Genomic DNA, 23,874 nt, shown 5'->3' with positions numbered 1-23,874 from the left:
CTTAAGTCTGCTCAACTAAAGTTGTCTAAGTCTGCTTAACTAAACGTACCTGAAGCCCGTCCCTGGCGCCTATCCGTGATTCAGACCGGCGCTTATTTCGTGCTGACGGTGCGTTGTTCGATGCGTTTTTCTGGATGGGCATTGACGATAATGCGATGCACGAAGATGCCCGGCGTGTGGATCTGATCGGGATCGAGTTCACCGATTTCGACCAGTTCTTCCACTTCTGCAACCGTAATTTTTCCGGCCATCGCGACGTTCGGATTGAAGTTACGCGCTGTTTTGTTGTAGACCAGATTACCGGCCTTATCCGCTTTTTGCGCCTTGACCAGCGACACATCGGATACCAGCGACCGCTCCATCACATAGTTTTCGCCATCGAATTCGCGGATTTCCTTGCCTTCCGCGACCAGCGTTCCGACACCGGTTTTGGTAAAGAAAGCCGGAATGCCCGCACCGCCGGCGCGCAGCTTTTCAGCCAGCGTGCCTTGCGGAGTGAAATCGAGCAGCAATTCGCCGGCCAGATATTGGCGTTCGAATTCCTTGTTTTCTCCGACGTAGGACGCGATCATTTTTTTGATCTGGCGCGTCGTCAGCAATTGGCCCAGACCGAAGCCATCAACACCCGCGTTATTCGCAATCACGGTCAAATCCTGCACGCCTGAATCGCGCAAGGCAGCGATCAGTGCTTCTGGAATACCGCACAGGCCAAAACCGCCCACGGCGATTGTCTGACCATTACTGACGATATCGGCCAAGGCTGTATTGGCGTCCGGATATACTTTATTCATGCAGCACCCTCTCTAGGTAAGGAATCAAACTGACGTTTGAAATAACTTGTCTCTTGGTAATTTTTTCTCTTGCAGAATGGCTGAATAAGCATCGTCGCCTCATCAACAATCCCTTTTGATTATGGTTATCTCTGGCGCTGAGCAGGCAGACGCGCCGCATCATTCTAATCGATTAAAACAAAGCCAGTTCAAACCGGCATAGCGCGATTATTGCCGAGGTCAATCACGCCGCGAATCAGGCGATACGCCTTCCATACCCAGGCCACGCCCCAAACCAACAATGCCAGCGGAATGCCGACGAAACTCATGAAACACACCCCGCCCACAATCATCCACACGACATACCACCAGAACGAACGGATTTGCCAGCTGTGATGGGTGCCGACGAAGGAATCAGCCGTTTCTGCGCGCTTCAGATAATTGACTATCAGCGGCAAAAAAGACAGCGCGCCCAGCGAAAAAAGCATACTGGCACCGTGAAATAAATAGAGCCACCAGGCCTGGGTTTTATCCACGTACAGTTTGCCGTCAATTACGAGTCCATCAGTCATTGCATTCTCTCTTTCAATAAATAGGAGTCAGGTTAGAGCCAAACGGCAGCAGGCATGGCCATGCGCCGGTGCGACATAAGAACAGGCTCAGCGAAGGACGTTCAACACCCCATCCAGCCCGACAAAATTGAGCGCCACATTGGCCTGCGCGCGCACCACCGGTTTGGCGCGAAAAGCCACCGACAGTCCGGCAATACGCATCATCTCCAGATCGTTGGCACCATCGCCCATCACAATCGTCTGGCTGGTGGCAATGCCCAACTCAGCGCACACAGCTTCGACCTTGCGCCGCTTTTCCTGCGCATCGACGATCACGCCCAGCACTTTGCCGGTCAGTTTTCCATCGATCATTTCCAGTTGGTTGGCGTGGGCATAATCCAATCCCAGATCGGCCTGCAAGCGTTCGGCAAAAAAAGTGAAGCCGCCGGAAACCAGCAAGGTTTTCAGACCCGCTGCCTGCACCGCCGCCAGCATGGTCGCTGCGCCCGGCGAAAGCTTGACCCGCTCCAGCACGCGATCCAAAGCGCTGACGTCCAGCCCCGCCAATAAACCCACGCGGCGCTGGAGGCTTTCACTGAATTCGATTTCGCCGCGCATGGCCGCTTCGGTAATGGCGGAAACTTGCGGCTTGAGGCCCTGCATATCGGCGATTTCATCGATGCATTCAATCGTGATGAGCGTCGAGTCCATGTCCATTGCCAGCAAGCGAAAATCGGACAGACGACGCTCGCCCGCCATGAAGGTGCAATCGACCTGCGCCGCGAGACATTGCGCTTCGAGTTCTTGCTTGTGCTGTAGCGCGTCGGCAGCGAGTCCGGTGCAACGGAAAGCATGTTCGCCTACCGCCTCGATATGCGACGCCTGCACCAGTGCAGCGAGTCGTTCTGCGGTGGCCCGCTCCATCTGCACACCTTGCAAAATCACATTCATTCTTGTTTCCCTAAACCATGTTCATGACGCAAGCGCTGATGAGGCGAATGCGCAGCTCTGTGCTTGCGTCACGCGTCTTTACTCAGCGCTTCCTTATTTTTATTCCCCGGCCAACGTTGCGCTGGCCGCCCTTGAATCTGATTGATTATCCCATCAGTGCGCGAATCGTCGTTTTGACCTGTTCCACGCGGGCAGCCAGATCCGGCATAGCGACCGTGATGCGCAATTTGTCTTGCCCGTTCAGTTTGATATGACGGTTCTTTTGCACCAGATTAATAATGCGCATCGCGTCGATCGGCGGATTGGGCGTGAATTGCAAAGTAGCCGATTCGCCGTGAGCGTCGATCTTGATGATTCCTACCGGCTTGGCAGCAATGCGCAGGCGGTGCGTTTCCACCAGGGCGCGGGCGGCGTCCGGCAGCTTGCCGAAACGATCAATCAGTTCTTCCTGCAAATCGTCAATCGCGGATGGACTGGCGCAATTGGCCAGGCGCTTGTACAGCGAGAGCCGTTCATGCACGTCGCCGCAATAATCGCTGGGCAGCAAGGCTGGTACGTGCAGGTTGATTTCAGTAGTACTCGATAAGGGCGCGGCCAGATCAGGCTCCTTGCCGCTTTTCAATGCGCGCACGGCGTCGTTGAGCATGTCGGAATACATCTGAAAACCGATTTCGTGCATTTCACCCGACTGACTGTCGCCCAGCACTTCGCCAGCTCCGCGAATTTCCAGATCGTGCATCGCCAGATAAAAGCCGCTGCCCAGTTCTTCCATTTGCTGAATTGCATCCAGTCGGCGCTGCGCCTGTTTGGTCAGTCCCTTGACGTCATTGACCAGCAAATAGGCATACGCCTGATGATGCGAACGCCCGACACGACCGCGCAACTGGTGCAGCTGCGCCAGACCGAATTTATCGGCGCGATGCATGATGATGGTGTTGGCAGTTGGCACGTCGATGCCGGTTTCGATGATGGTGGTGCAGAGCAGGACATTGAAGCGTTGAGCGACGAAATCGCGCATCACTTTTTCCAGCTCGCGCTCGTGCATCTGGCCGTGTGCAATGGCGATGCGTGCTTCCGGCAGCAGCGCCGTCAGCATGGCCTTGCGGTTTTCGATGGTATCGACTTCGTTATGCAGGAAGTACACCTGACCGCCGCGTTTGAGTTCGCGCAGACAAGCGTCGCGAATCGTCGATTCATCTTCGCTGCGCACGAAAGTTTTGATCGCAAGCCGCTTTTGTGGCGCGGTGGCGATGATGGAAAATTCGCGCAGACCTTCCAGCGCCATCCCCAGCGTGCGCGGAATAGGCGTGGCCGTCAGCGTCAGCACATCGACTTCCGCGCGCAAGGCCTTCAGCGCTTCTTTCTGGCGCACGCCGAAGCGATGTTCCTCATCAATAATGACCAGTCCCAACCGTGAAAATTTGATGTCGTCGGACAGCAGTTTATGGGTGCCGATGACGATATCCAGCGTGCCGTCGGCCATGCCCTTGATCGCTTGCGTGACTTCCTTGCCGGAGCGAAAACGCGACAGCTCGGCGATTTTCACCGGCCAGTCGGCAAAACGGTCGGCAAAGGTTTGCGCGTGTTGTTCGGCCAGCAGTGTGGTGGGCGCGAGTATCGCGACCTGCTTGCCGCCAAGTACCGCAACGAAGGCGGCGCGCAAGGCCACTTCGGTTTTGCCGAAACCGACGTCGCCGCAAATCAGGCGATCCATCGGTTTGCCGTCGGTCATGTCGCGGATGACGGCTTGAATGGCAGCGGCCTGATCGACCGTTTCCTCGAAGCCGAAACTGTCGGCAAAGGTCTGGTAATCCTGTGCTGAATATTCGAAGGCGTGGCCCTTGCGCAAAGCGCGGCGCGCATACAGATTGAGCAGTTCGGCGGCGGTATCGCGTATCTGTTGCGCCGCCCGGCGCTTGGCTTTTTCCCATTGACCGGAGCCGAGTACATGCAGCGGCGCATCGTCCGGCGAGGCGCCGGAATAGCGGGCGATCACATGCAGTTGCGCCACCGGCACATAGAGCTTGGTTTCCTTGGCGTATTCCAGGTGCAGGAATTCGGTTTCGCCCTCGCCCAGATCCATACTGACCAGGCCCATGTAGCGGCCGATACCGTGATTAGCGTGGACTACCGGATCGCCGATTTTCAGTTCGGACAGATCGCGCACCATGGCTTCGACCTGAGTCGCGCCCTCTTGCTTCTTGCGACCGATGCGGCGGCCGGAGCCGGCGTACAACTCGGTTTCGGTAATGAAGATCAGCGTTTCGCCGTCGGCATGCCATTCAAAACCGATGTGCAAAGGGGCGACGCCCAGCATCAGCGGCGCGCTGGCCGTGAGGAAATCGGCGTGGGTGTCGCACAGTTGCGGATGCAGATCGAATTCGCGGAAATATTGCTGCAAGGTTTCGCGCCGGCCGTTCGATTCGGCGCAAATCAGTACGCGCCGACCGGCTTTACCGGCCTGCAACAGATAGCTGCGCAAATTGGTCAGCGGGTCGTCCAGATGGCGGTTGACGGCCACATTGGGAATGGCGGCCGATAATTCAGACGCGGCATCGTCGTTCTGAATCGCCCAGCGGCCGTAGGGTTTGGCCAGCGTGAAGAAATCTTCGTCGCCGAGAAAAATGGATTCCGGCGGCAGCACCGGCCGTTCGCGGTCGGCGCTGAGGAAGCGGTAGCGCGAGCGGGTATCGCTCCAGAAGCGCTGGATGGTCTGGTCGATATCGCCGACCAGCGCGAGAGTGACATCGGCCGGCAGGTAATCGAACAAGGTGGAAGTCTGCTCAAAAAACAGCGGCAGGTAGTACTCGATACCGGCGGCGGCGATGCCGTTGCCGAGGTCTTTGTACATCCCGGAGCGCGACGGATCGCCTTCGAACACTTCGCGCCAGCGGCTGCGGAATGCGCCACGCGCCGCTTCATCCATGGGAAATTCACGACCCGGCAGTAAGCGCACCTGTTTCACTGGATAGAGTGAGCGCTGCGTGTCGGCATCGAAGGTGCGGATGGTTTCTATGGTGTCGCCGAACAGGTCGAGCCGGTACGGCAGCACCGATCCCATAGGGAAAATATCGATCAGACCGCCGCGCACCGAATATTCGCCGGGCGACATGACTTGATTGACATGCGCATAACCGGCCAGCGTCAGTTGCTGTTTCAGGCGCGTTTCATCGAGTTTTTCGCCCTGTTTGAAAAAGAAGGTGTAAGCGGCCAGAAATTGCGGCGGCGCCATGCGCAGCAAGGCGGTAGTGGCGGGGACGATCAGGACGTCGGATTGGCCGTTTTGCACTTCATAGAGCGTAGCCAGCCGTTCCGACACCAGATCCTGATGCGGTGAGAAGGCGTCATACGGCAGGGTTTCCCAATCGGGCAGCAGATGGCAGCGCAGTGCATTCTCTTCCCCTCCTTCGCGCTGGAACCAGCGGATTTCGGACAGCAGGCGCTGGGCGTCGGTCGCATTGGCGACAATCACGGCCAGCATGCGCCCCTTGGCCTTGAGTTCCTGTGCGGCTTGCGCAATCAGGCAGGCGTCGGCGGAGCCGTGTACTGCTGGCGGCACGAAGCGCATGCCGGGCTTGGGAAGGGATTTTTTTAAATCGAAGGACATGAAGAAAGAGGTGGGTACGGCACTATGGGAAATCATCTAAAAATGCAGCGAAAGCTGGCCGTTTTGCTGCCAGCTCTTGCCGCCCGCTATCTTACCAGCAAGGAGCCTGGGCGGGTTTCCTGCCCCTGCTCCTGGATTGCGTGATCCCAAGCATCTTCCGATTAACCCTGCTGTGCGGCGCAAACGCAGACGAAAAACGGCACCGCCAACTGGCACGATGCGCATCAGCACGCCAGAATTGTGCCTTGCAAGCACTTAATCAGAGATTCACCCCCCCACTTACCCGAGAATCAAGAGCGGTATGCCGGATTTGTACCGTAAAATTCAGCCTTGCTATTACTATTCCACGTTGCTCCGATGCCTACACCCCGCCATTTCGCTTTGATTCCCGCCGCCGGTGTCGGCGCGCGCATGGGCGCGGCCTGTCCCAAGCAATATTTGCCGCTGGCCGGCAAGCCGATGTTGCAGCATGTGCTGGATACCTTTGCCGCTGCGCCATCCATCGCGGCCACCTTCGTCGTCGTCAGTGCGGAGGATGCCTATATCGATGCGCTGCTGGCCGCTGCCCCCCATTTGCAAGGCAAGGTGACGGTATTGCGCCACGGCGGGGCTAGTCGCCAGGAAACGGTGCGCAACGGTTTGCGTGCGATGGCGGCAATGCCTGACAAGGTGGATTCCGAGGACTGGATTCTGGTCCATGATGCCGCCCGTCCCGGTTTGACTCCCGCCTTATTGCAGCGATTGATCGATGGATTGTCCGACGATGCGGTGGGTGGTTTGCTGGCCCTGCCAGTGGCCGATACCCTCAAGCGCGGTGATGGCACAACCGCGGCCCGAATCGCGGCAACGGTGGCGCGCGCCGGATTATGGTCGGCGCAAACGCCGCAAATGTTTCGCCACGCGCTGTTACTGCGTGCGCTGGAACAAGATGGGGCGGCCGACTTTACCGACGACGCCAGCGCGATAGAAGCGCTGGGTCTGGCACCGCGATTAATCGAAAGCAGTTCACGTAATTTCAAACTGACTGCGCCGGATGATGTTCTCCTGATGGAGGCATTATTACTTCAGGCACGTCCGCACTCCAATGTAAAAGGATCGTCATGAGTTTTCCCTTCAGAATAGGCCAGGGCTACGATTGCCACGCGCTGGTCGGTGGCCGCAAGCTGATTATTGGCGGGGTCGACATCCCGCATCCGACCGGCCTGCTGGGTCACTCCGACGCCGACGTCTTGCTGCATGCGATCACCGATGCGCTGCTGGGTGGGGCCGGGTTGGGTGACATAGGACGTCATTTTCCCGATACCGACGCGCAGTTTCGTGGTGCCGATTCGCGCATTTTGCTACGCGTCGCGATGGAACGCGTGGCGGCTGCCGGCTATGCCGTCGGGAACATCGACGCCACCATCATCGCGCAAGCGCCGAAGATGTCACCGCATATCGGGCAGATGGTGGCCAATCTGGCGCAGGATTTAGGAATTATCGCTGGCCAGGTCAATATCAAGGCCAAGACCAATGAAAAACTGGGCTATCTGGGACGGGAAGAAGGCATTGCTGCGGAAGCCGTGGTGTTATTGCACCGCGCACAGGAATGCAGCGCAAATTAATGCAAAAATTAATATAAATGCGTTCCCCCGTCTTTCATGGATTAGTTATTTTCAATTGTTAGTAAAAAAACTGTTGGCTTTTTTAAATAAGCAGTTATAATTCGCTAGTCGTTAAGATTCGAGCTAGTAGTGCGGTATTAGTCTGTCATTCTTGTCTTGGTTTTGAACGATATAACACGGGCGCATGCCCAATTAACTAAATAGGAATTGCAATGGCAACTGGTATCGTAAAGTGGTTCAATGACGCTAAAGGCTTCGGTTTTATTACTCCTGACGAAGGCGGCGAAGATCTGTTCGCTCACTTCTCGGCTATCCAGTCGAGCGGCTTCAAGTCTCTTCAAGAAAACCAACGTGTTTCTTTCGAAGTGACTGCTGGTCCTAAGGGCAAGCAAGCTTCGAACATCGCGCCGATCTAATCGCACGAGATTCACACGCTGTACAAAAATCCCCGATTCGTCGGGGATTTTTTTCGTCCCGTGCTTTCATCTACGCCATAAGGTCGGTCAAAATTACTTGAACTGGTGAGCCACACAGCACCCGCATAAGAAGAGCCGCAGCACCAGATTGAATCAAACATCAACGCCTGAAATTTCGCCGTGCGCTCGATTCGATTCCGTGCGCTCGATTAAAAAAAGTGGCATTAACGAACCCTAAAATTTCCGATCCGTCGAAATCACTGCCCGAAAGAACAAAGTCACTGCGCATGACTTCAGCACTACCCCACTCCCTCCCTCCCTCCAAGGCAAAACACCACCTCTCAGAGCTAATGCCATTCGGTCATGAAAAAAACGCCGCTCCGAAATAATCCGGAACGGCGCTTTAACTATTTTCAGACAACAACTAACTGGCTAACGCCAGGCCCGATTACAGCTCTTCGTACAACGGCAAAGTCAAAAATTCAGCGAATGAAGCCGACGTCGACATCTCTTCAAAGATCGTCGCAGCACGGTCATAAGTGGCTCCGTTACCGGCGATTTCTTTCACCTTCAGCAGTTCTTCCGGAATCATCGCGCGCACCATGTCGGCGGTCACTTTACGGCCGTCGTCGAGCACGCCCTTGGTGCTGCGTATCCATTGCCAGACTTGCGCCCGGCTGATTTCAGCCGTCGCCGCATCTTCCATCAGATTATGGATAGGCACGCAGCCGTTGCCCGCCAGCCATGCGCCCAGATAATGAATACCGACGTTGATGTTGTAACGCAGACCCGCCTCAGTAATCGGCGTTTCCGGCTGAAAGTTCAGCAAGTCAGCGGCAACGACATGGACATCCGGACGTTGCTTGTCGATCTGGTTTTTCTTGTCGCCCAGCACCTTCTTGAATTCAGCCATCGACAACTCGACCAGACCCGGATGTGCGACCCAGCCACCATCGTAACCATCGGTCGCATCACGCGCCTTATCGGTACGGACACCGGCCATCGCGATCTCGTTTTTAGCCGGATCGTTCTTGATCGGAATCAATGCCGCCATGCCGCCAATCGCCGGCGCATTGCGCTTGTGGCAGGTTTGCAGCAGCAGCAAGGCATACGAGCGCATGAACGGCGCAGTCATCGTCACCTTGGCGCGATCGGCCAGACAGAAATCCTTATCCAGCTTGAATTTCTTGATGCACGAAAAAATGTAATCCCAACGTCCGGCATTCAGACCGGCGCTGTGGGCGCGCAATTCATACAGAATTTCATCCATTTCGAAAGCAGCAGGAATAGTCTCAATCAGCACCGTTGCCTTGATCGTGCCTTGCGGAATGCCGATCGCGTCCTGCGCCATCACAAAAATATCGTTCCACAGCCGCGCCTCCAGATGCGATTCCATCTTCGGCAGATAAAAATAAGGCCCTGCGCCGCGTGCCAGCAATTCCTTGGCGTTATGGAACAAATACAAAGCGAAATCGAAAATACCGCCCGATACGCGCTTGCCGTCGACTGTGACGTGTTTTTCATCCAGATGCCAACCGCGCGGACGCACCACCAGAGTCGCAGTCTTGTCGTTGAGTTGATAGCTTTTGCCGTTTTGCTCCAACGAAATCGTACGGCGGATGGCATCGAACAGATTGATCTGACCGGTAATCTGGTTAGCCCAGACCGGCGAGTTCGAATCTTCGAAGTCGGTCATATAGCTATCCGCGCCGGAATTGAGCGCATTAATCACCATTTTGCGTTCGACCGGACCGGTAATTTCCACACGACGGCATTCCAGCGCCTGAGGAATAGGAGCAATTTTCCAGTCGCCGCTACGGATCGATGCCGTTTCGGCCAGAAAATCAGGACGCTCACCCGCATCGATACGCGCAGCGCGATCCACACGGGCAGCCAGCAATTGCTGACGACGCGGCTCAAATGCGCGGCTCAGGTCAGCGACCAGCTTGAGCGCCTCGGCGCTCAGAATATGTTCGTAACCGGGGGCGATTGCGCCGGTGATTTCCATGCCCGTAGGCAGAGTCAATTGCGTCATGCTGGTGCTCCTGTCAAATGTTGGCAACCGTTACAGACCTCATAACGGCGATAAAAGTGAATTTACGATACTAACCGATACTGCACGGACTGCACGTACTGCACGTACTGCACGTACTACGCGGCACTGCCGCGTTTGGCTTGCAGAGTCCCCATAGTATAAGTAAACTAAATACATAGAAGTGGATCGTTTTATCACTTTATCTTTGCATTTTAGTCACAAGTGGAACGACCCGGCACTTCTCCTGAAGTTCTCCTGCAATTCCCCGTGATGCAACCCGGATAAGGCCCTGCCATGGATCAGTTCAAACAAATTTCCACCTTCGTCGAAATCGCTGCCAAAGGCAGCCTGTCGGCTGCGGCCCGGGCCGAAGGCGTGGCCCCTGCCATGATAGGACGGCGTCTCGATGCGCTGGAGGAACGGCTCGGCATCAAACTCCTGCAACGCACGACGCGCAAGATCGCCCTCACCAACGAAGGCAGCGTATTTCTGGAAGACTGCCAGCGCATTCTGGCCGATCTGGAAGATGCCGAAGCCGCCGTCTCCGAACGCAGCGTCCGCGCCACCGGCAGCCTGCTCATTTCGGCTCCCGCCGGTTTCGGCCGCCAGCACGTTGCGCCGCTGATTCCCTCCTATCTGGCCGAGCAGCGGGAAGTGGTGCTCACCCTCAACCTGAACGACCGCATGGTCGATCTGATCGGCGAAGGGGTCGATGTGGCCATCCGCATCGCCGCGCTCAACGACTCCAGCCTGGTCAGCGTCAAACTGGCCGATAACCACCGCGTGATCGTCGCTTCACCGGCGTATCTGCAGCGACACGGCACGCCACAGACGCCAGACGACCTGTCCCGCCACAACTGCCTGGCCATCAGCAGCGAAGGCAGTCAGCGCGGCTGGACGCTGCGTCAGAACGGCAAGGACAACCTTGTCAAAGCGGCGGGGAATATGGTGTGCAACGATGGCGAGGTATTGCATAACTGGGCGCTCAACGGCAAAGGTCTGGCCTGGCGCTCGATGTGGGAAGTGGGTGCCGCCATCGAATCAGGGCAGCTGGTCACGGTGCTCGACCAGTTCGCCGCCCCCGGCAACGCCATCCACGCGGTCTACGCGCAAAGAAGGCATTTACCGCTGCGGATTCGCACCTTTGTTGATTTCCTGCGCCATGCCTATGCGCAGCCTGATTATTGGCGACCGCAAATTGCCACTCAAAAACTGCCGTGAAAAATCAAGTCTTAAGAAACCGCACCTGAAGTGCATACGCGCTGGTCAATGCCAGCTCAAACCACCTTGGATAAGCGCGAAATATCTCTCGCAACGGCGACATGAGAACTCAAACCCGCAGGAGGTGCGCCCTCCATAGCGCCAATCCACTGCTCATGATGCGCCAGTCCCTGATACGAAGTAATACACTGCACCGAAGCCCCCTGCGGCACCTCGATCAGAATTTTCCCGACCATCGCCGAACCGGATTCACTCCAGTGAAGATCGTCCCCGACGATCACGCCGCGATTGACCACCTCGTCACCCACCAGCACCCGATAACCCAGGCGCAGGTGTGCCTTATCCAGAGATTTCGCCGTCCACAATCCCAGCAATGCACTGCGACCCGCAATACCGGAACCGGCAAACACCTTCACCGCCGTTTGAGCGATGATTTCCAGGCTGCTCCGATCAGAGTCCTTGGCATCCAATCCATACCGCGCTATCAATTCATCGAGCGTATCGAAAGGATTGTCCCCTGCCTTTACCATCCAGTCGTATTCCGGCTGCGGCGCCAGTGCCGCGCGTGGCGCACCGTGGGCCGTCAACACCGAAAGCCGGCAACCGGTACTGACGCCGCGCGGATGCAGTGGCAAAGCTGCCGGCACATCCAGCGTGCCATCCTCCTTAGGGGCCAGCATAAGCCGCCCGATACCGGCAAGCTCGTAGCCCTCAGAAGAGAGCAAGGCATCAATCACCTGCTCGATCACCGGCAGCGATGGCGACAAATCCAGTTGTACGGCGCAGAGGGCATCCGTGAGGTAATCCGACATAGGATTTTCAACACGAAAGACATCCAGATAAAGACGTGCCGCCAGGATCAGCAAACGATCACCGTCACGCTTGGCGACAAAATACAAGCGTGCGCTCTGGTAAGCCGCCCACCACGATGCCATCGCGGCGAAATATTGGACAACATGAGGAAAACTGGATGTCTGTAAGCGATTTTTCATATCATTTTTGTGGGCTGAACACCATTGGCGTGGCAACACACTCCCCTATCTTATTTTTTATAAATCCAGCGAAAATGTCCCTATGTGAGCAGCACATGAAGCCGTGCAATCTCGGTGGTAAAACTACTGTTTGAATAAAACGCATAATCCGACCCACCCGCCGTCAAGGCGGTCCGGACGAAATCCGATGCGGAAAACTGCAGGAACTCATTCGCATTGACTCGCAGCGTCAGCACCTGTTCTGACGCGGAAGTCCGTCCCATGTGCGCCACGTCGGCTTCAGTGATGATGATCGCCGTTGAATTGCTGCTGCCGCGCACATCCAATGTCGAGAGGCCAGACACCTTCGTTGAAAAAGTCGACAAATCCAGCGTGGTACCCAGATTCGATACCAGCATGGTCGACGTGGTACCAAGGCTGCCATCCACACTATCGATATTGCTGATGGTCGCTCCGTTGGCCTTGACATCAATCGTCGTCGTGCTGCCGCTACCGGCAATCAACGTGTTATGGCCACCCAGCTGGCCGTCCAGAGTATCGGTACCGCCTGCGCCGCCGTTGAGGATATTGGTGGTCGTCGTGCCGAGCGCGGTCAACACATTGCTGTTGGCGTCGCCGGTCAGGGTGCTGTTGACGTTTTGGCTGCCGATCAGATTAAAAATATGCGTATAGGTATCGCCGCTGGCATCACCGCTCGTACCGGTATTGGTCGTCAGGCTGGCGATAATCGGTGAACCGGTGGAATAGATATAGCTGACAGTATCGGTAGTGCCACCGGAGCCGCCATTAAATGCATTCGCACTGCTGTTGCCGATAAAGGTATCGTTAAAGGCAGTGCCGGTCACATTCTGGATATTTGCATACGTATCGCCGGCAGCGTAACCGCCAGTGCCGACGCCGTTATAGAGATCGACGGTCACAGCAGCCGTCGAGTTGGCATAGCTGACCGTATCGCTACCGCCGCTGCCGCCATCGAAGGCATTGCTCAGAGAGTTGGCGATAAACGTATCGTTAAAAGCACTGCCGCTTGCATTTTGAATGCCTGAATAGGTATCGCCGGCAGCGAAACCGCCAGCAGTAAGTGAGCCGTTGAAAAGATCGACCGTCACAGCCGAAGTCGAGTGGGAATAATTGACCGTATCAACGCCGCCGCCGCCGGTAAATATATTGGCCGCCAGACTCGCGTAAAACGTATCGTTGTTCGAGCTACCGATGATGTTCTGGATGTTGCTCAAGATATCCCCGGCAGCGTCGCCACCGGTATTGGCAATCGTCCCGACCCCGGTATACAAATCCACTTGCACCGCTGCCGAACCTACGTAACTCACCGTGTTATTGCTACCAACGCCGGTCAGCGTATCCGCCCCCGCCCCGCCCAACAAGGTCGAACCGCCCGCTGCCAGACCGGTCAGCGTATCGGCAAAAGCGCTACCAATCAGATTGGTAACAGCGGAATAAGTATCGCCTGCAGCAAAGCCGCCCGTCCCCGCAGAAGCGTTCGACAAATTGACCGTCACGCCACTGGTCGAATGCACATAACTGACGGTATCCGTCCCGCCGCCGCCGGTAAATATATTGGCTGCCAGACTGGCGTAAAACGTATCGTTGTTCGCGCTACCAATGATGTTCTGGATATTGCTCAAAATATCCCCCGCCGCATCGCCGCCGGTATTGGCAATCGTCCCGACGCCGGTATACAAATCCACCGCCACCGCCGCCGACCCCACATAACTGACGGTATTGTTACTGCCCACGCCGGTCAGGGTATCCGCACCCGCACCGCCCAACAAGGTCGAACCGCCTGCAGTCAGGCCAGTCAAGGTATCCGCGTAAGCGGTACCAATCAGATTCGTTATCTGCGCATAGGTATCACCGGCGGCAAAACCGCCACTGCCCACCGATAAGGTATTGGACAGATCGACCGTCACCGCCGCTGTCGAGGAGACATAGCTCACCGTATCCGTGCCGGCGCTACCGCCATCAAAATAATTAGCCGCCAGACTGGCGATGAACGTATCGTTGCCCGTGCCACCCGTCACATCCTGAATATTCGTGTATTTGTCGCCCGCCGCCAGTCCGCCCACGCCCAAGATTGCGGTATTAAATAAGTTCACCGTCACACCCGTCGTATCGTTGGTGTAGCTGACACGATTATGCAGACCGGTCCCGCCATCGAAATAATTGGCGGCCGCGCTGGCGATAAACGTATCGTTGCCCGACCCACCCGTCACATCCTGAATATTGGTATACGTATCGCCAACGGCCAAACCACCCACGCCCAGCGTCCCGGCGGTAAACAAATTCACCGTCACACCGGCCGTATCGTTGGCGTAACTCACCAGATTATGTGACGCAGCCGTACTCGTACCGCCATCGAAATAATTGGCTGCCAGACTGGCGATAAAGGTATCGTTGCCCGACCCGCCCGTCACATCCTGGATATTGGTGTAGGTGTCCCCTGCCGCCAGACCACCCACGCCCAAGGTCCCTGCGGTAAACAAATTCACCGTCACGCCAACCGTATCGTTGGCATAGCTGACCAGATTGTGCGTACCCGCACCGCCATCGAAATAATTGGCCAGGGAGCTGGCAATGAAAGTGTCGTTGCCCGATCCGCCCGTCACATCCTGGATGTTGGTGTACTTGTCGCCCGCCGCCAGACCACCCACGCCCAGGATCGCCGTCGATGACAAATCCACCGTCACGCCCGCCGTATCGTTGGTGTAGCTGACCCGATTATGCAGGCCGGTTCCACCGTCGAAATAATTGGCCAGGGAGCTGGCAATGAAGGTGTCGTTACCCGATCCGCCCGTCAGGTCCTGGATGTTGGTATAGGTATCGCCTGCCGCCAGACCATTCACACCGAGCGCGCCTGCGGTGAACAAATCCACCGTCACACCCGCCGTATCGCTGGTATAGCTGACCAGATTATGCAGACCGGCACCACCGTCGAAATAATTGGCGAGAGTGCTGGCAATAAAGGTGTCGTTGCCCGATCCGCCCGTCACATCCTGGATGTTGGTATAGGTATCGCCTGCCGCCAGTCCCCCCACGCCCAAGGTGACGGTCGATGACAAATCCACCGTCACGCCTGCCGTATCGTTGGCATAGCTGACCCGATTATGCAGACCACCACCGCCATCGAAATAATTGGCCAGGGAGCTGGCAATGAAAGTGTCGTTGCCCGATCCGCCCGTCACATCCTGGATGTTGGTGTACTTGTCGCCTGCCGCCAGACCACCCACGCCAAGGATCGCCGTCGATGACAAATCCACCGTCACGCCCGCCGTATCGTTGGTGTAGCTGACCCGATTATGCAGACCGGTTCCACCGTCGAAATAATTGGCTACGGCGCTGGCGATAAAGGTATCGTTGCCCGACCCGCCCGTCACATCCTGGATATTGGTGTAGGTGTCCCCTGCCGCCAGACCACCCACGCCCAAGGTCCCGGCGGTAAACAAGTTCACCGTCACGCCAACCGTATCGTTCGCGTAACTGACCAGATTATGCGTACCCGCACCGCCATCGAAATAATTGGCTGACGCGCTGGCGATGAAGATGTCGTCGCCCGACCCACCCGTCACATCCTGGATATTGGTGTAGGTGTCCCCTGCCGCCAAACCACCCACGCCCAAAGTCCCGGCGGTAAACAAGTTCACCGTCACACCCGCCGTATCGTTGGCGTAACTCACCCGATTATGCAGGCCGGTTCCACCGTCGAAATAATTGGCCAGGGAGCTGGCAATGAAGGTGTCGTTACCCGATCCGCCCGTCAGGTCCTGGATGTTGGTATAGGTATCGCCTGCCGCCAGACCATTCACACCGAGCGCGCCTGCGGTGAACAAATCCACCGTCACACCCGCCGTATCGCTGGTATAGCTGACCAGATTATGCAAACCGGCACCACCGTCGAAATAATTGGCGAGAGTGCTGGCGACAAAGGTGTCGTTGCCCGATCCGCCCGTCACATCCTGAATATTCGTATAGGTGTCACCCGCCGCCAGTCCCCCCACGCCCAAGGTGACGGTCGATGACAAATCCACCGTCACGCCTGCCGTATCGTTGGCATAGCTGACCCGATTATGCAGACCACCACCGCCATCGAAATAATTGGCCAGGGAGCTGGCAATGAAAGTGTCGTTGCCCGATCCGCCCGTCACATCCTGGATGTTGGTGTACTTGTCGCCCGCCGCCAGACCACCCACGCCCAGGATCGCCGTCGATGACAAATCCACCGTCACGCCCGCCGTATCGTTGGTGTAGCTGACCCGATTATGCAGACCGGTTCCACCGTCGAAATAATTGGCTACGGCGCTGGCGATAAAGGTATCGTTGCCCGACCCGCCGGTCACATCCTGGATGTTGGTGTACTTGTCGCCCGCCGCCAGACCGCCCACGCCCAGCGTCACCGTCGATGACAGATCCACCGTCACGCCAACCGTATCGTTCGCGTAACTGACCAGATTATGCGTACCCGCACCGCCATCGAAATAATTGGCTGACGCGCTGGCAATGAACGTATCGTTGCCGCTACCACCCGTCACATCCTGAATATTGGTATACGTGTCGCCGACTGCCAGCCCACCCACGCCCAGCGTCCCGGCGGTAAACAAGTTCACCGTCACACCCGCGGTATCGTTGATGTAGCTGACCAGATTGTGCGAGGCCGCTGTGCTGGTGCCGCCGTCAAAGTAATTGGCGGCAGCGCTGGCGATAAAGGTATCGTTGCCCGATCCGCCGGTCACGTCCTGGATGTTGGTGTACTTGTCGCCCGCCGCCAGTCCGCCCACACCCAATATCGCGGTCGATGACAAATCCACCGTCACGCCTGCCGTATCGTTGATGTAACTGACCAGATTGTGCGAAGCCGCTGTGCTGGTGCCGCCGTCAAAGTAATTGGCGGCAGCGCTGGCGATGAACTTATCGTCACCTGAACCGCCGGTCACGTCCTGGATGTTGGTGTACTTGTCGCCCGCCGCCAGTCCGCCCACGCCCAAGGTCACGGTCGATGACAAATCCACCGTCACCCCTGCCGTATCGTTGATGTAGCTGACCAGATTGTGCGAAGCCGCTGTGCTGGCGCCGCCGTCAAAGTAATTGGCGGCAGCGCTGGCGATGAACTTATCGTCACCTGAACCGCCGGTCACGTCCTGGATGTTGGCGTAGGTGTCGCCCGCCGCCAGTCCGCCCACGCCCAAGGTCACGGTCGATGACAGATCCACCGTCACGCCTGCCGTATCGTTGACGTAGCTCACCAGATTATGCGAGGCCGCTGTGCTGGTGCCACCGTCGAAATAATTGGCAGCGGCGCTGGCAATAAACGTATCGTTGCCACTGCCGCCGGTCACATCCTGAATATTGGTGTAGGTGTCACCCGCTGCCAGACCACCCACGCCCAGCGTCCCGGCGACAAACAAATTCACTGTCACGCCTACCGTGTCGTTGGCGTAACTGACCTGATTGTGCGAGGCCGCTGTACTGACCCCGCCGTCGAAATAATTGGCTGCGGCGCTGGCGATAAACGTATCGTTACCGCTACCACCGGTCACATCCTGAATATTCGTATACTTGTCGCCCGCCGCCAGACCACCCACACCCAGCGCGCCCGCCGTGAACAAATTGACTGTCACGCCTGCCGTATCGTTGACGTAACTCACCAGATTATGCGACGAGGCTGTACTGGCGCCGCCATCGAAATAATTGGCTGCGGCGCTAGCGAAAAAGCTGTCATTGCCGCTACCGCCGGTCACATCCTGAATATTGGTATACGTATCGCCCGCCGCCAGACCCGCCACACCCAGCGCACCGACCGTAAACAAATCCACCGTCACGCCGGCGCTATCGTTGACGTAGCTCACCTGATTGTGCGATGAAGCCGTACTCACGCCGCCGTCGAAATAATTGGCGACAGCATTAGCGATAAACGTATCGTTACCCGATCCGCCCGTGACATCCTGAATATTCGTGTACTTGTCGCCGGCCGCAAAACCGCCCACGCCCAAGGCCCCGACCGTGTACAAATCTATCGTCACACCCGCCGTGTCATTGAGGTAGCTGACGCGGTTATGCGCACCACTGCCGCCATCGAAATTATTCGCTGCGGCGCTGGCAATAAAGCTGTCGTTGCCGCTGCCGCCGGTCACATCCTGAATATTGGTGAAGGTGTCGCCCGCCGCCAGACCACCCACGCCCAGCGCGCCGGGAGTAGATAAATCAACGCTCACGCCTGCCGTGTCATTGGTATAACTGACCAGATTGTGCGACGCCGCCGTACTGACGCCACCATCGAAATAATTGGCAGCCGCACTGGCGATAAAGATATCGTCGAAGCTACTGCCGGTCACGTCCTGAATGTTTTTCAGGACATCGCCAGTCGCGTAACCGCCGGAAGTCCCGCCTCCGTTTTGCTGGATCAGATCGACCGTCACCGCCGCAATGGAATTCGAATAATCAATACGGTTATGCGAAGTCGCCGTACTCACGCCGCCATCAAAGATGCCGGCGATATTGTTGGCGACAAACGTATCGTTACCACTGCCGCCGATCACGTTTTGAATTGCTGCGTAGGTATCGCCAGCGGCATAGCCTGCCGTACCAATACCGGTGACCAGATTGACCGTCACGCCAGTGGTATCCGTCACATAGCTGACGGTGTTATTGCCAAGCCCGCCATCGAAGGCATTGGCCAGCGAACTGGCAATGAACAGATCGTCGTGACTGGTGCCGATCACGTTTTGAATTCCCGTGTAGCTATCCCCGGCGGCAAACCCGCCGGTACCCACGCCGCTATCGAGGTTGACGGTCACGCCCGTGCCATCGGTCGCTTTGAAATAACTGACCGTATCAACCCCGCCGTTGCCGATGAATACATTGGCCACGCCGGTGGCATAAAAGAGGTCGTTGCCGCTGCTGCCTGTCACGTTTTGTATATTGGCGTAGGTATCGCCCGCCGCATAGCCGCCACTGCCGAGTCCCGACACCAGGTCGACCGTAACTCCGGCAGTGGAAGCGGAATAACTGACGGTATTCAAGCCCAGTCCGCCATCGAAATAATTGGCGGCTGCACTGGCCACAAAGGTATCGTTCCCGGCGCCACCGGTCAGGTCCTGAATATTGATCAGGATATCGCCGCTGGCATAACCGCCGAAAGTGCCGGTGCCATTTTGGTAGTTCAGATCGACGGTCACAGCGGCCGTCGATGCCGCATAAGAAACCCGGTTGTGCAGCGAGCCGGTGCCGCCATCGAGGGTATTGGCAGCGGCACCGGAGACGAAGGCATCGTCGTAGACGCTACCGATCAGATTTTGAATATTGACGAAAGAGTCACCGGCAGCATAACCGTCGGCCGTGCCGGTACCGATCGTGTTGGTCAAATCCACCACTACGCCCAGTGTGGAATGCAGATAACTGACCGTATTCGAACCGGCGCCGCCATTAAAACTATTGGCTTCCGCGCTGGCGTAAAACAGATCGTCGCCTGCCCCGCCAATGACATTCTGAATGTGCGTCAGCGTATCGCCCTGGGCATAGCTGCCACTGGAAGTACCGGTGTACAAGTCAACCGTCACTGCGCCGGGTGCCGTGGCGAAACTCACCGTATCGGAACCGCCCGTACCACCATCGAAATTATGCGGAGAAGAACCGGCAATGAAGGTATCGGAATAACCGGTACCGATGAAGTTGCGGATGTTGGTGTAAGTATTGTTATTTGCATACCCGCCGGAACCGACGTTATTGATGGTGTCGATGGTGATGCCGGCATTCGACGTCACGTAGCTGACCGTGTCGGCACCGCCCGAACCGCCATTGAAACTGCGGCTATCGACAGCGGCGATAAACGTATCATCATACGCACTGCCGATGACGTTTTGCACATTGAGGTAAGTATCGCCCTCGGCATCGCCGCCGGTACCGCGACCGGTCACGAAATTGACCGTGACCCCGGCCGCTGAATTGGCGTAACTGACCGTATCCTGGCCACCGCTGCCGCCATTGAAATAATTGATATCGCTGTTGCCGCCGAAGGTGTCGTTATAGGCGCTACCGATCACGTTTTGTATGTGGGTGTAGCTATCGCCGGCCGCATAGCCGCCACTGCCGACGCCGGTGGCCAGATTGACCGTCACTCCGGCGGTGGAAGCGGCATAAGAGACGGTGTCCGATCCGCCGCTGCCACCGTCGAAATGATTGGCGTCACTGCTGGCAACAAAGGTATCGCTAAAGGCCGTACCGATCACATTCTGGATATGGCTGTAAGTGACATGCGAGGCATAGCCGCCGCTGCTGGTACCGGCGTTCAGATCGACCGTTACCGCTGCCGTCGATAGTGCGAAACTGAGCGTATCGCTGCCCCCGGCTCCGCCACTCACGGTGGCGGTGGCCGGACCGATGATGAAGGTATCGTCGTAAGAGCTGCCAATGATGGAATTGATATTGGTGAGCTTGTCGCCCTGCGCATCACCGCCGGTGCCGAAACCGGTGCTCAGATCGATGGTGACGCCGGAGGCCGACAAGGTATAGCCAGCGGTATTGTTGCCGCTGCCGCCGAGCAGCGTATCGGCACCGGCACCGCCTTCGAAATAGTCATTGCCGTTGCCGCCGATAATCGTATCGTTGCCGGCACCGCCGTAGTACACATCCTTGGCATTGCTGCCATAAATCGTCACCCCACTGTCACCAGCATGAATGATGTGCGCCACACCCTGCGCCGGCAGCACATACACGTTGAGGCCCGTGGCCGGATCGACATACACCAGATCGGTGGCAGCGCTGACGTCTTTAATCGCAACGAGCATGGTAGCGCCCACCGTTTGCACACCGGTCGCGGTAACGATATTGGCCGAAATATTGAGGGTGAATTGCTCATGCACCGGGCCATTCGGATTGGCCAACAGCGTGTTGTAAGCCAGTTGAAGCTGGTAATCCTTGATGTTGGCCGAAACCGTCACCGAATACAGCCCGCCACCCAGATTGATGGCGTTGAGAATATGCACATCGTCAGGCACACCGGACACCGTCAGCGTCTGCATCTTGCCATCGCCGCCGAGCTGCACGTCCAGCACCTTGACGAATTGGCCGGTCGGCATGGTGCCATCGGCATAGATCGTGGTGGCAGTCGCCGTGCCATTGATGACCTGCGCGGCGAACTGCGTGTCGTTCGTGCTGTCCGTTGCCGATTTAAGGGTGCCGCCGCTACCGTAGAGCGTACTGCCGACCTGCGTAATCGAAGTCAGGTTAAACAGGCTGACCGCCATCGACGGAGCCTTGGGCCCGATCACCGTCGTCTCCGGCGTCACCGGCGCGCGCTCTGGCAATGCCTCCGGCACCGGGCGGGTTGTGGGCTTCGTTACGACGGCCGTAGCGAAGTCGCCCGTTTTAGTCGATTGCACCGATGGAGCATTGGACTGGATGACGGCGGCGATTTGCGCCAGCGCCTGACTGATGGCAGCCAGTGTCGCGTTGGCTGCCTGCGCTTGCGCCGCCAGGTTCTTGTTGGTCTCTGCATGGGCGGCGGCCGCCTGATTGGGGTCGTCCGCGCTTGCCGTGGAATTGAGCACCAGCGGATGATCGTCTTTCTGCAAAGCGATCTTGCCAACCTGCTCCATCATGTGACCGGCTTTATCCTTGCCATCACTATATTGAACAGAAGTACTCTCATCCATCGCGCCGATAGCACCGCCGGCCAGCACCACTTTGGTACCGTCTTTCAGCGTAAGTATCATGTCGACATCGACAATCTGCACCTTGCTTACGGCACTCTTGGCAACATTCAGATGGAAATTGCCATCCTGATCCGGCGTGGCGACCTTGATCGCTCCGCCGCTTTTATCGCCGGCAGGAGGGGTCGTTGCTGCATTCGGAGTGGACGTTGTTGCCATTTGAAATATGCCTTGTTGGGCAGAGCCTCTATTGACCCCGCCGAATGATTCGTTAGATTTTGTTATTACTTCAATATCTGGGCGCGCGGTCCGTCAGCCACAATTTTTCCATCTTGAATAACGATAATGCGATCCATGTGACGCAACAGCGCAGGGCTATGCGTAGCAACCACCAGTGTGCGTTGTGCGGCGAAGGCAACCAGTCGTTCGATGATGCGGTTTTCGGTCATCTGATCGACTCCTGTCGTCGGCTCATCGAGCAACAACACGCTGGGCATGCCAGCGATCGTGCGCGCCAGCGCCAGCATCTGCCGCTGCCCACCGGAAAGATTGCCCGGCGCAGTCACCACTTGGTCAAGCCGCAGCTGCCCTCCAGCAATCAAATCATCTACACAGGAGACCAACAACGCCGCTTGAAAAACAGCGGTGCTCACCGTGTTGTCGATAAAAATATTGGAAGCCAGGGTGCCATCAAACAAAAACGGGTCCTGCGGTTTATAACCAATACAACGCATGCGTACTGCGGCAGGAAAAGCACCGACGGCAATACCGTCGATCAACACATGGCCGGCATCGGCGGCATGCACTCCGGCAAGACAACGCATCAGCGTCGATTTCCCCGAACCGGAGCGCCCCACCAGACCAACTTTTTCCCCCGGATTGATGGTGAAAGAGATGCGTTTAAGCATACTAGGTTCGTTGGGATTGATACTGAAATCAAGGTCAATTACCTGAATTTTTCCTTGTATCTGTTGCCGGTCCACCTCACCCGAACCCGGATCGGCGTGTTCGTTATTAACAAACAATTCTTCGAAGGAATTGCGGGCGCGTTTGAAGGCATCGATACGGCCCAGCACCATCGCTACCGAAGACAGCATCGACGTCGCCCGCCCGGCCAGCATGGAAGCGGCCACCAGTGCGCCGACAGTCAGTTCGTTGGCTTCCACCAGATACACGCCCACCACCAGCGTGGCAACCGTAATCAAGGTGTAACCGCTGGAAGAAACGGTATAACCCACCGACATCCAGAACCGGCTTTTCGCCTGAGCAACAGCGGTTTGCTCGGCATCGTGCGCGAACAAGCCGATGATGCGCTGCTGCAAGGCCGAGGTTTTCAGCGTTTCAATTCCATACACCATACTGGCCAGTTTGTCGGTCTTGGTCGCGCCGCTGCGCATGGCGATCGCACCATAATCACTGGCTGGAATTTTGCACAGCAGTTGCACGCCCACCAGCAATGCGCCGCCGACCAGAATGACCCAGACGATGGCGCCACCGATCATCCCGATGACCACCAGGTACAAAATCAAAAACGGGAAATCAATAATGATCAACATATAACTGGAGGACAACAAATCGCGCGCGCTGGTAATGTCGCGGTATTTGGCCAGCACCACGCCGACCGCCCACGAGACCCGCGCTGCCAGCAGTTTTTGCACCACCGCCTTGTCGAAATCGATATCGAATTTGCCGGCCAGTTGCTCGATGTAAAAAGTGCGAATGATCCGCAAAGCAAAATCCAGCACCACGAACAGCAGCATCCCCAGCGTCAAGGCCCACAGCGTGGCCGGAATACGATTGCCGATCACTTTGTCGTACACCAGCCGCGAGTACAGCGGGATGAGTAAGCCGAACACATTGATCATGACGCCTGCCACGACGATTTCCACCATGCGCTTGCCGTAAGCCCGCATCAGGGTGAGATACATGGGATCGTTCGTGATGCCGGCCAGCGCCTCGCGCAGTACGCCGACGCCGGCTAACGACACGGTATCGCCACCATCTTGAGTGGTGGCAGCGACAGTGGTCTGAGTCGGATGATCGGGTAATTGGCTCATGCTCTTGCTGA

The 23,874-nt window shown here is 56.9% G+C and carries 12 protein-coding genes; 4 read left to right on the top strand and 8 right to left on the bottom strand.

From position 1 onward, the window contains the following. Positions 1–92: 92 nt before the first annotated feature. The 4 genes from RGU70_RS09480 to mfd form a co-directional block, all read right to left on the bottom strand. Entirely contained in the window at positions 93–791 is a 699-nt protein-coding gene (locus tag RGU70_RS09480) for a CoA transferase subunit A (protein WP_322209148.1), read from the bottom strand. Positions 792–979: 188 nt separating this feature from the next. Beyond that, the gene (locus RGU70_RS09475) at positions 980–1,342 is read right to left on the bottom strand and encodes a hypothetical protein (protein WP_322209147.1); all 363 of its coding nucleotides are present in this window, start codon (positions 1,340–1,342) and stop codon (positions 980–982) included. An 87-nt stretch (positions 1,343–1,429) separates the two neighbouring features. Next, positions 1,430–2,272, bottom strand: coding sequence for a phosphoserine phosphatase SerB (gene serB / locus RGU70_RS09470; protein WP_322209146.1), 843 nt, complete (start codon positions 2,270–2,272; stop codon positions 1,430–1,432). A 145-nt stretch (positions 2,273–2,417) separates the two neighbouring features. Continuing rightward, positions 2,418–5,879, bottom strand: a complete 3,462-nt coding sequence (gene mfd / locus RGU70_RS09465; RefSeq protein WP_322210752.1) for a transcription-repair coupling factor — start codon at positions 5,877–5,879, stop codon at positions 2,418–2,420. A 357-nt stretch (positions 5,880–6,236) separates the two neighbouring features. Here mfd and ispD point away from each other — a divergent pair, with 357 nt between their 5' ends. The 3 genes from ispD to RGU70_RS09450 all read left to right on the top strand — a co-directional run bounded on the left by ispD (position 6,237) and on the right by RGU70_RS09450 (position 7,899). Beyond that, positions 6,237–6,983 carry a 2-C-methyl-D-erythritol 4-phosphate cytidylyltransferase gene (ispD, locus tag RGU70_RS09460; RefSeq protein ID WP_322209145.1) on the top strand — a complete coding sequence of 249 codons (747 nt, stop codon included), beginning with the start codon at positions 6,237–6,239 and terminating at the stop codon, positions 6,981–6,983. After that, the gene (gene ispF / locus RGU70_RS09455) at positions 6,980–7,483 is read left to right on the top strand and encodes a 2-C-methyl-D-erythritol 2,4-cyclodiphosphate synthase (RefSeq protein ID WP_322209144.1); all 504 of its coding nucleotides are present in this window, start codon (positions 6,980–6,982) and stop codon (positions 7,481–7,483) included. Before ispD ends, ispF begins: the two co-directional genes overlap by 4 nt. A 212-nt stretch (positions 7,484–7,695) precedes the next feature. Then, positions 7,696–7,899 carry a cold-shock protein gene (locus RGU70_RS09450; protein WP_322209143.1) on the top strand — a complete coding sequence of 68 codons (204 nt, stop codon included), beginning with the start codon at positions 7,696–7,698 and terminating at the stop codon, positions 7,897–7,899. A gap of 448 nt (positions 7,900–8,347) precedes the next feature. On the opposite strand, the gene aceB is transcribed toward RGU70_RS09450, so the two are convergent. Next, entirely contained in the window at positions 8,348–9,934 is a 1,587-nt protein-coding gene (gene aceB, locus RGU70_RS09445) for a malate synthase A (protein ID WP_322209142.1), read from the bottom strand. Positions 9,935–10,228: 294 nt separating this feature from the next. Between aceB and RGU70_RS09440 the strand changes: the two genes are divergently transcribed. Then, the gene (locus RGU70_RS09440; RefSeq protein WP_322209141.1) at positions 10,229–11,155 is read left to right on the top strand and encodes a LysR family transcriptional regulator; all 927 of its coding nucleotides are present in this window, start codon (positions 10,229–10,231) and stop codon (positions 11,153–11,155) included. A 56-nt stretch (positions 11,156–11,211) separates the two neighbouring features. Here the strand turns inward: RGU70_RS09440 and RGU70_RS09435 are convergent, their stop codons facing one another. The 3 genes from RGU70_RS09435 to RGU70_RS09425 all read right to left on the bottom strand — a co-directional run bounded on the left by RGU70_RS09435 (position 11,212) and on the right by RGU70_RS09425 (position 23,863). After that, positions 11,212–12,147 (bottom strand): hypothetical protein, encoded by a 936-nt coding sequence (locus tag RGU70_RS09435; RefSeq protein WP_322209140.1) that lies wholly within the window; start codon positions 12,145–12,147, stop codon positions 11,212–11,214. A gap of 80 nt (positions 12,148–12,227) precedes the next feature. Further along, complete coding sequence (locus RGU70_RS09430) at positions 12,228–22,025, bottom strand: hypothetical protein (RefSeq protein ID WP_322209139.1); 9,798 nt, start codon at positions 22,023–22,025, stop codon at positions 12,228–12,230. Positions 22,026–22,090: 65 nt separating this feature from the next. Beyond that, positions 22,091–23,863: a peptidase domain-containing ABC transporter gene (locus tag RGU70_RS09425; RefSeq protein WP_322209138.1), complete on the bottom strand. Its 1,773-nt coding sequence runs from the start codon at positions 23,861–23,863 to the stop codon at positions 22,091–22,093. Between the last annotated feature and the right edge of the window lie 11 nt (positions 23,864–23,874).

The organism is Herbaspirillum sp. RTI4 (assembly GCF_034313965.1).
GTDB lineage: Bacteria > Pseudomonadota > Gammaproteobacteria > Burkholderiales > Burkholderiaceae_D > Herbaspirillum.
Note: the sequence above shows the minus strand (reverse complement) of the source record. Positions and strands in the feature narration are given on the sequence as shown.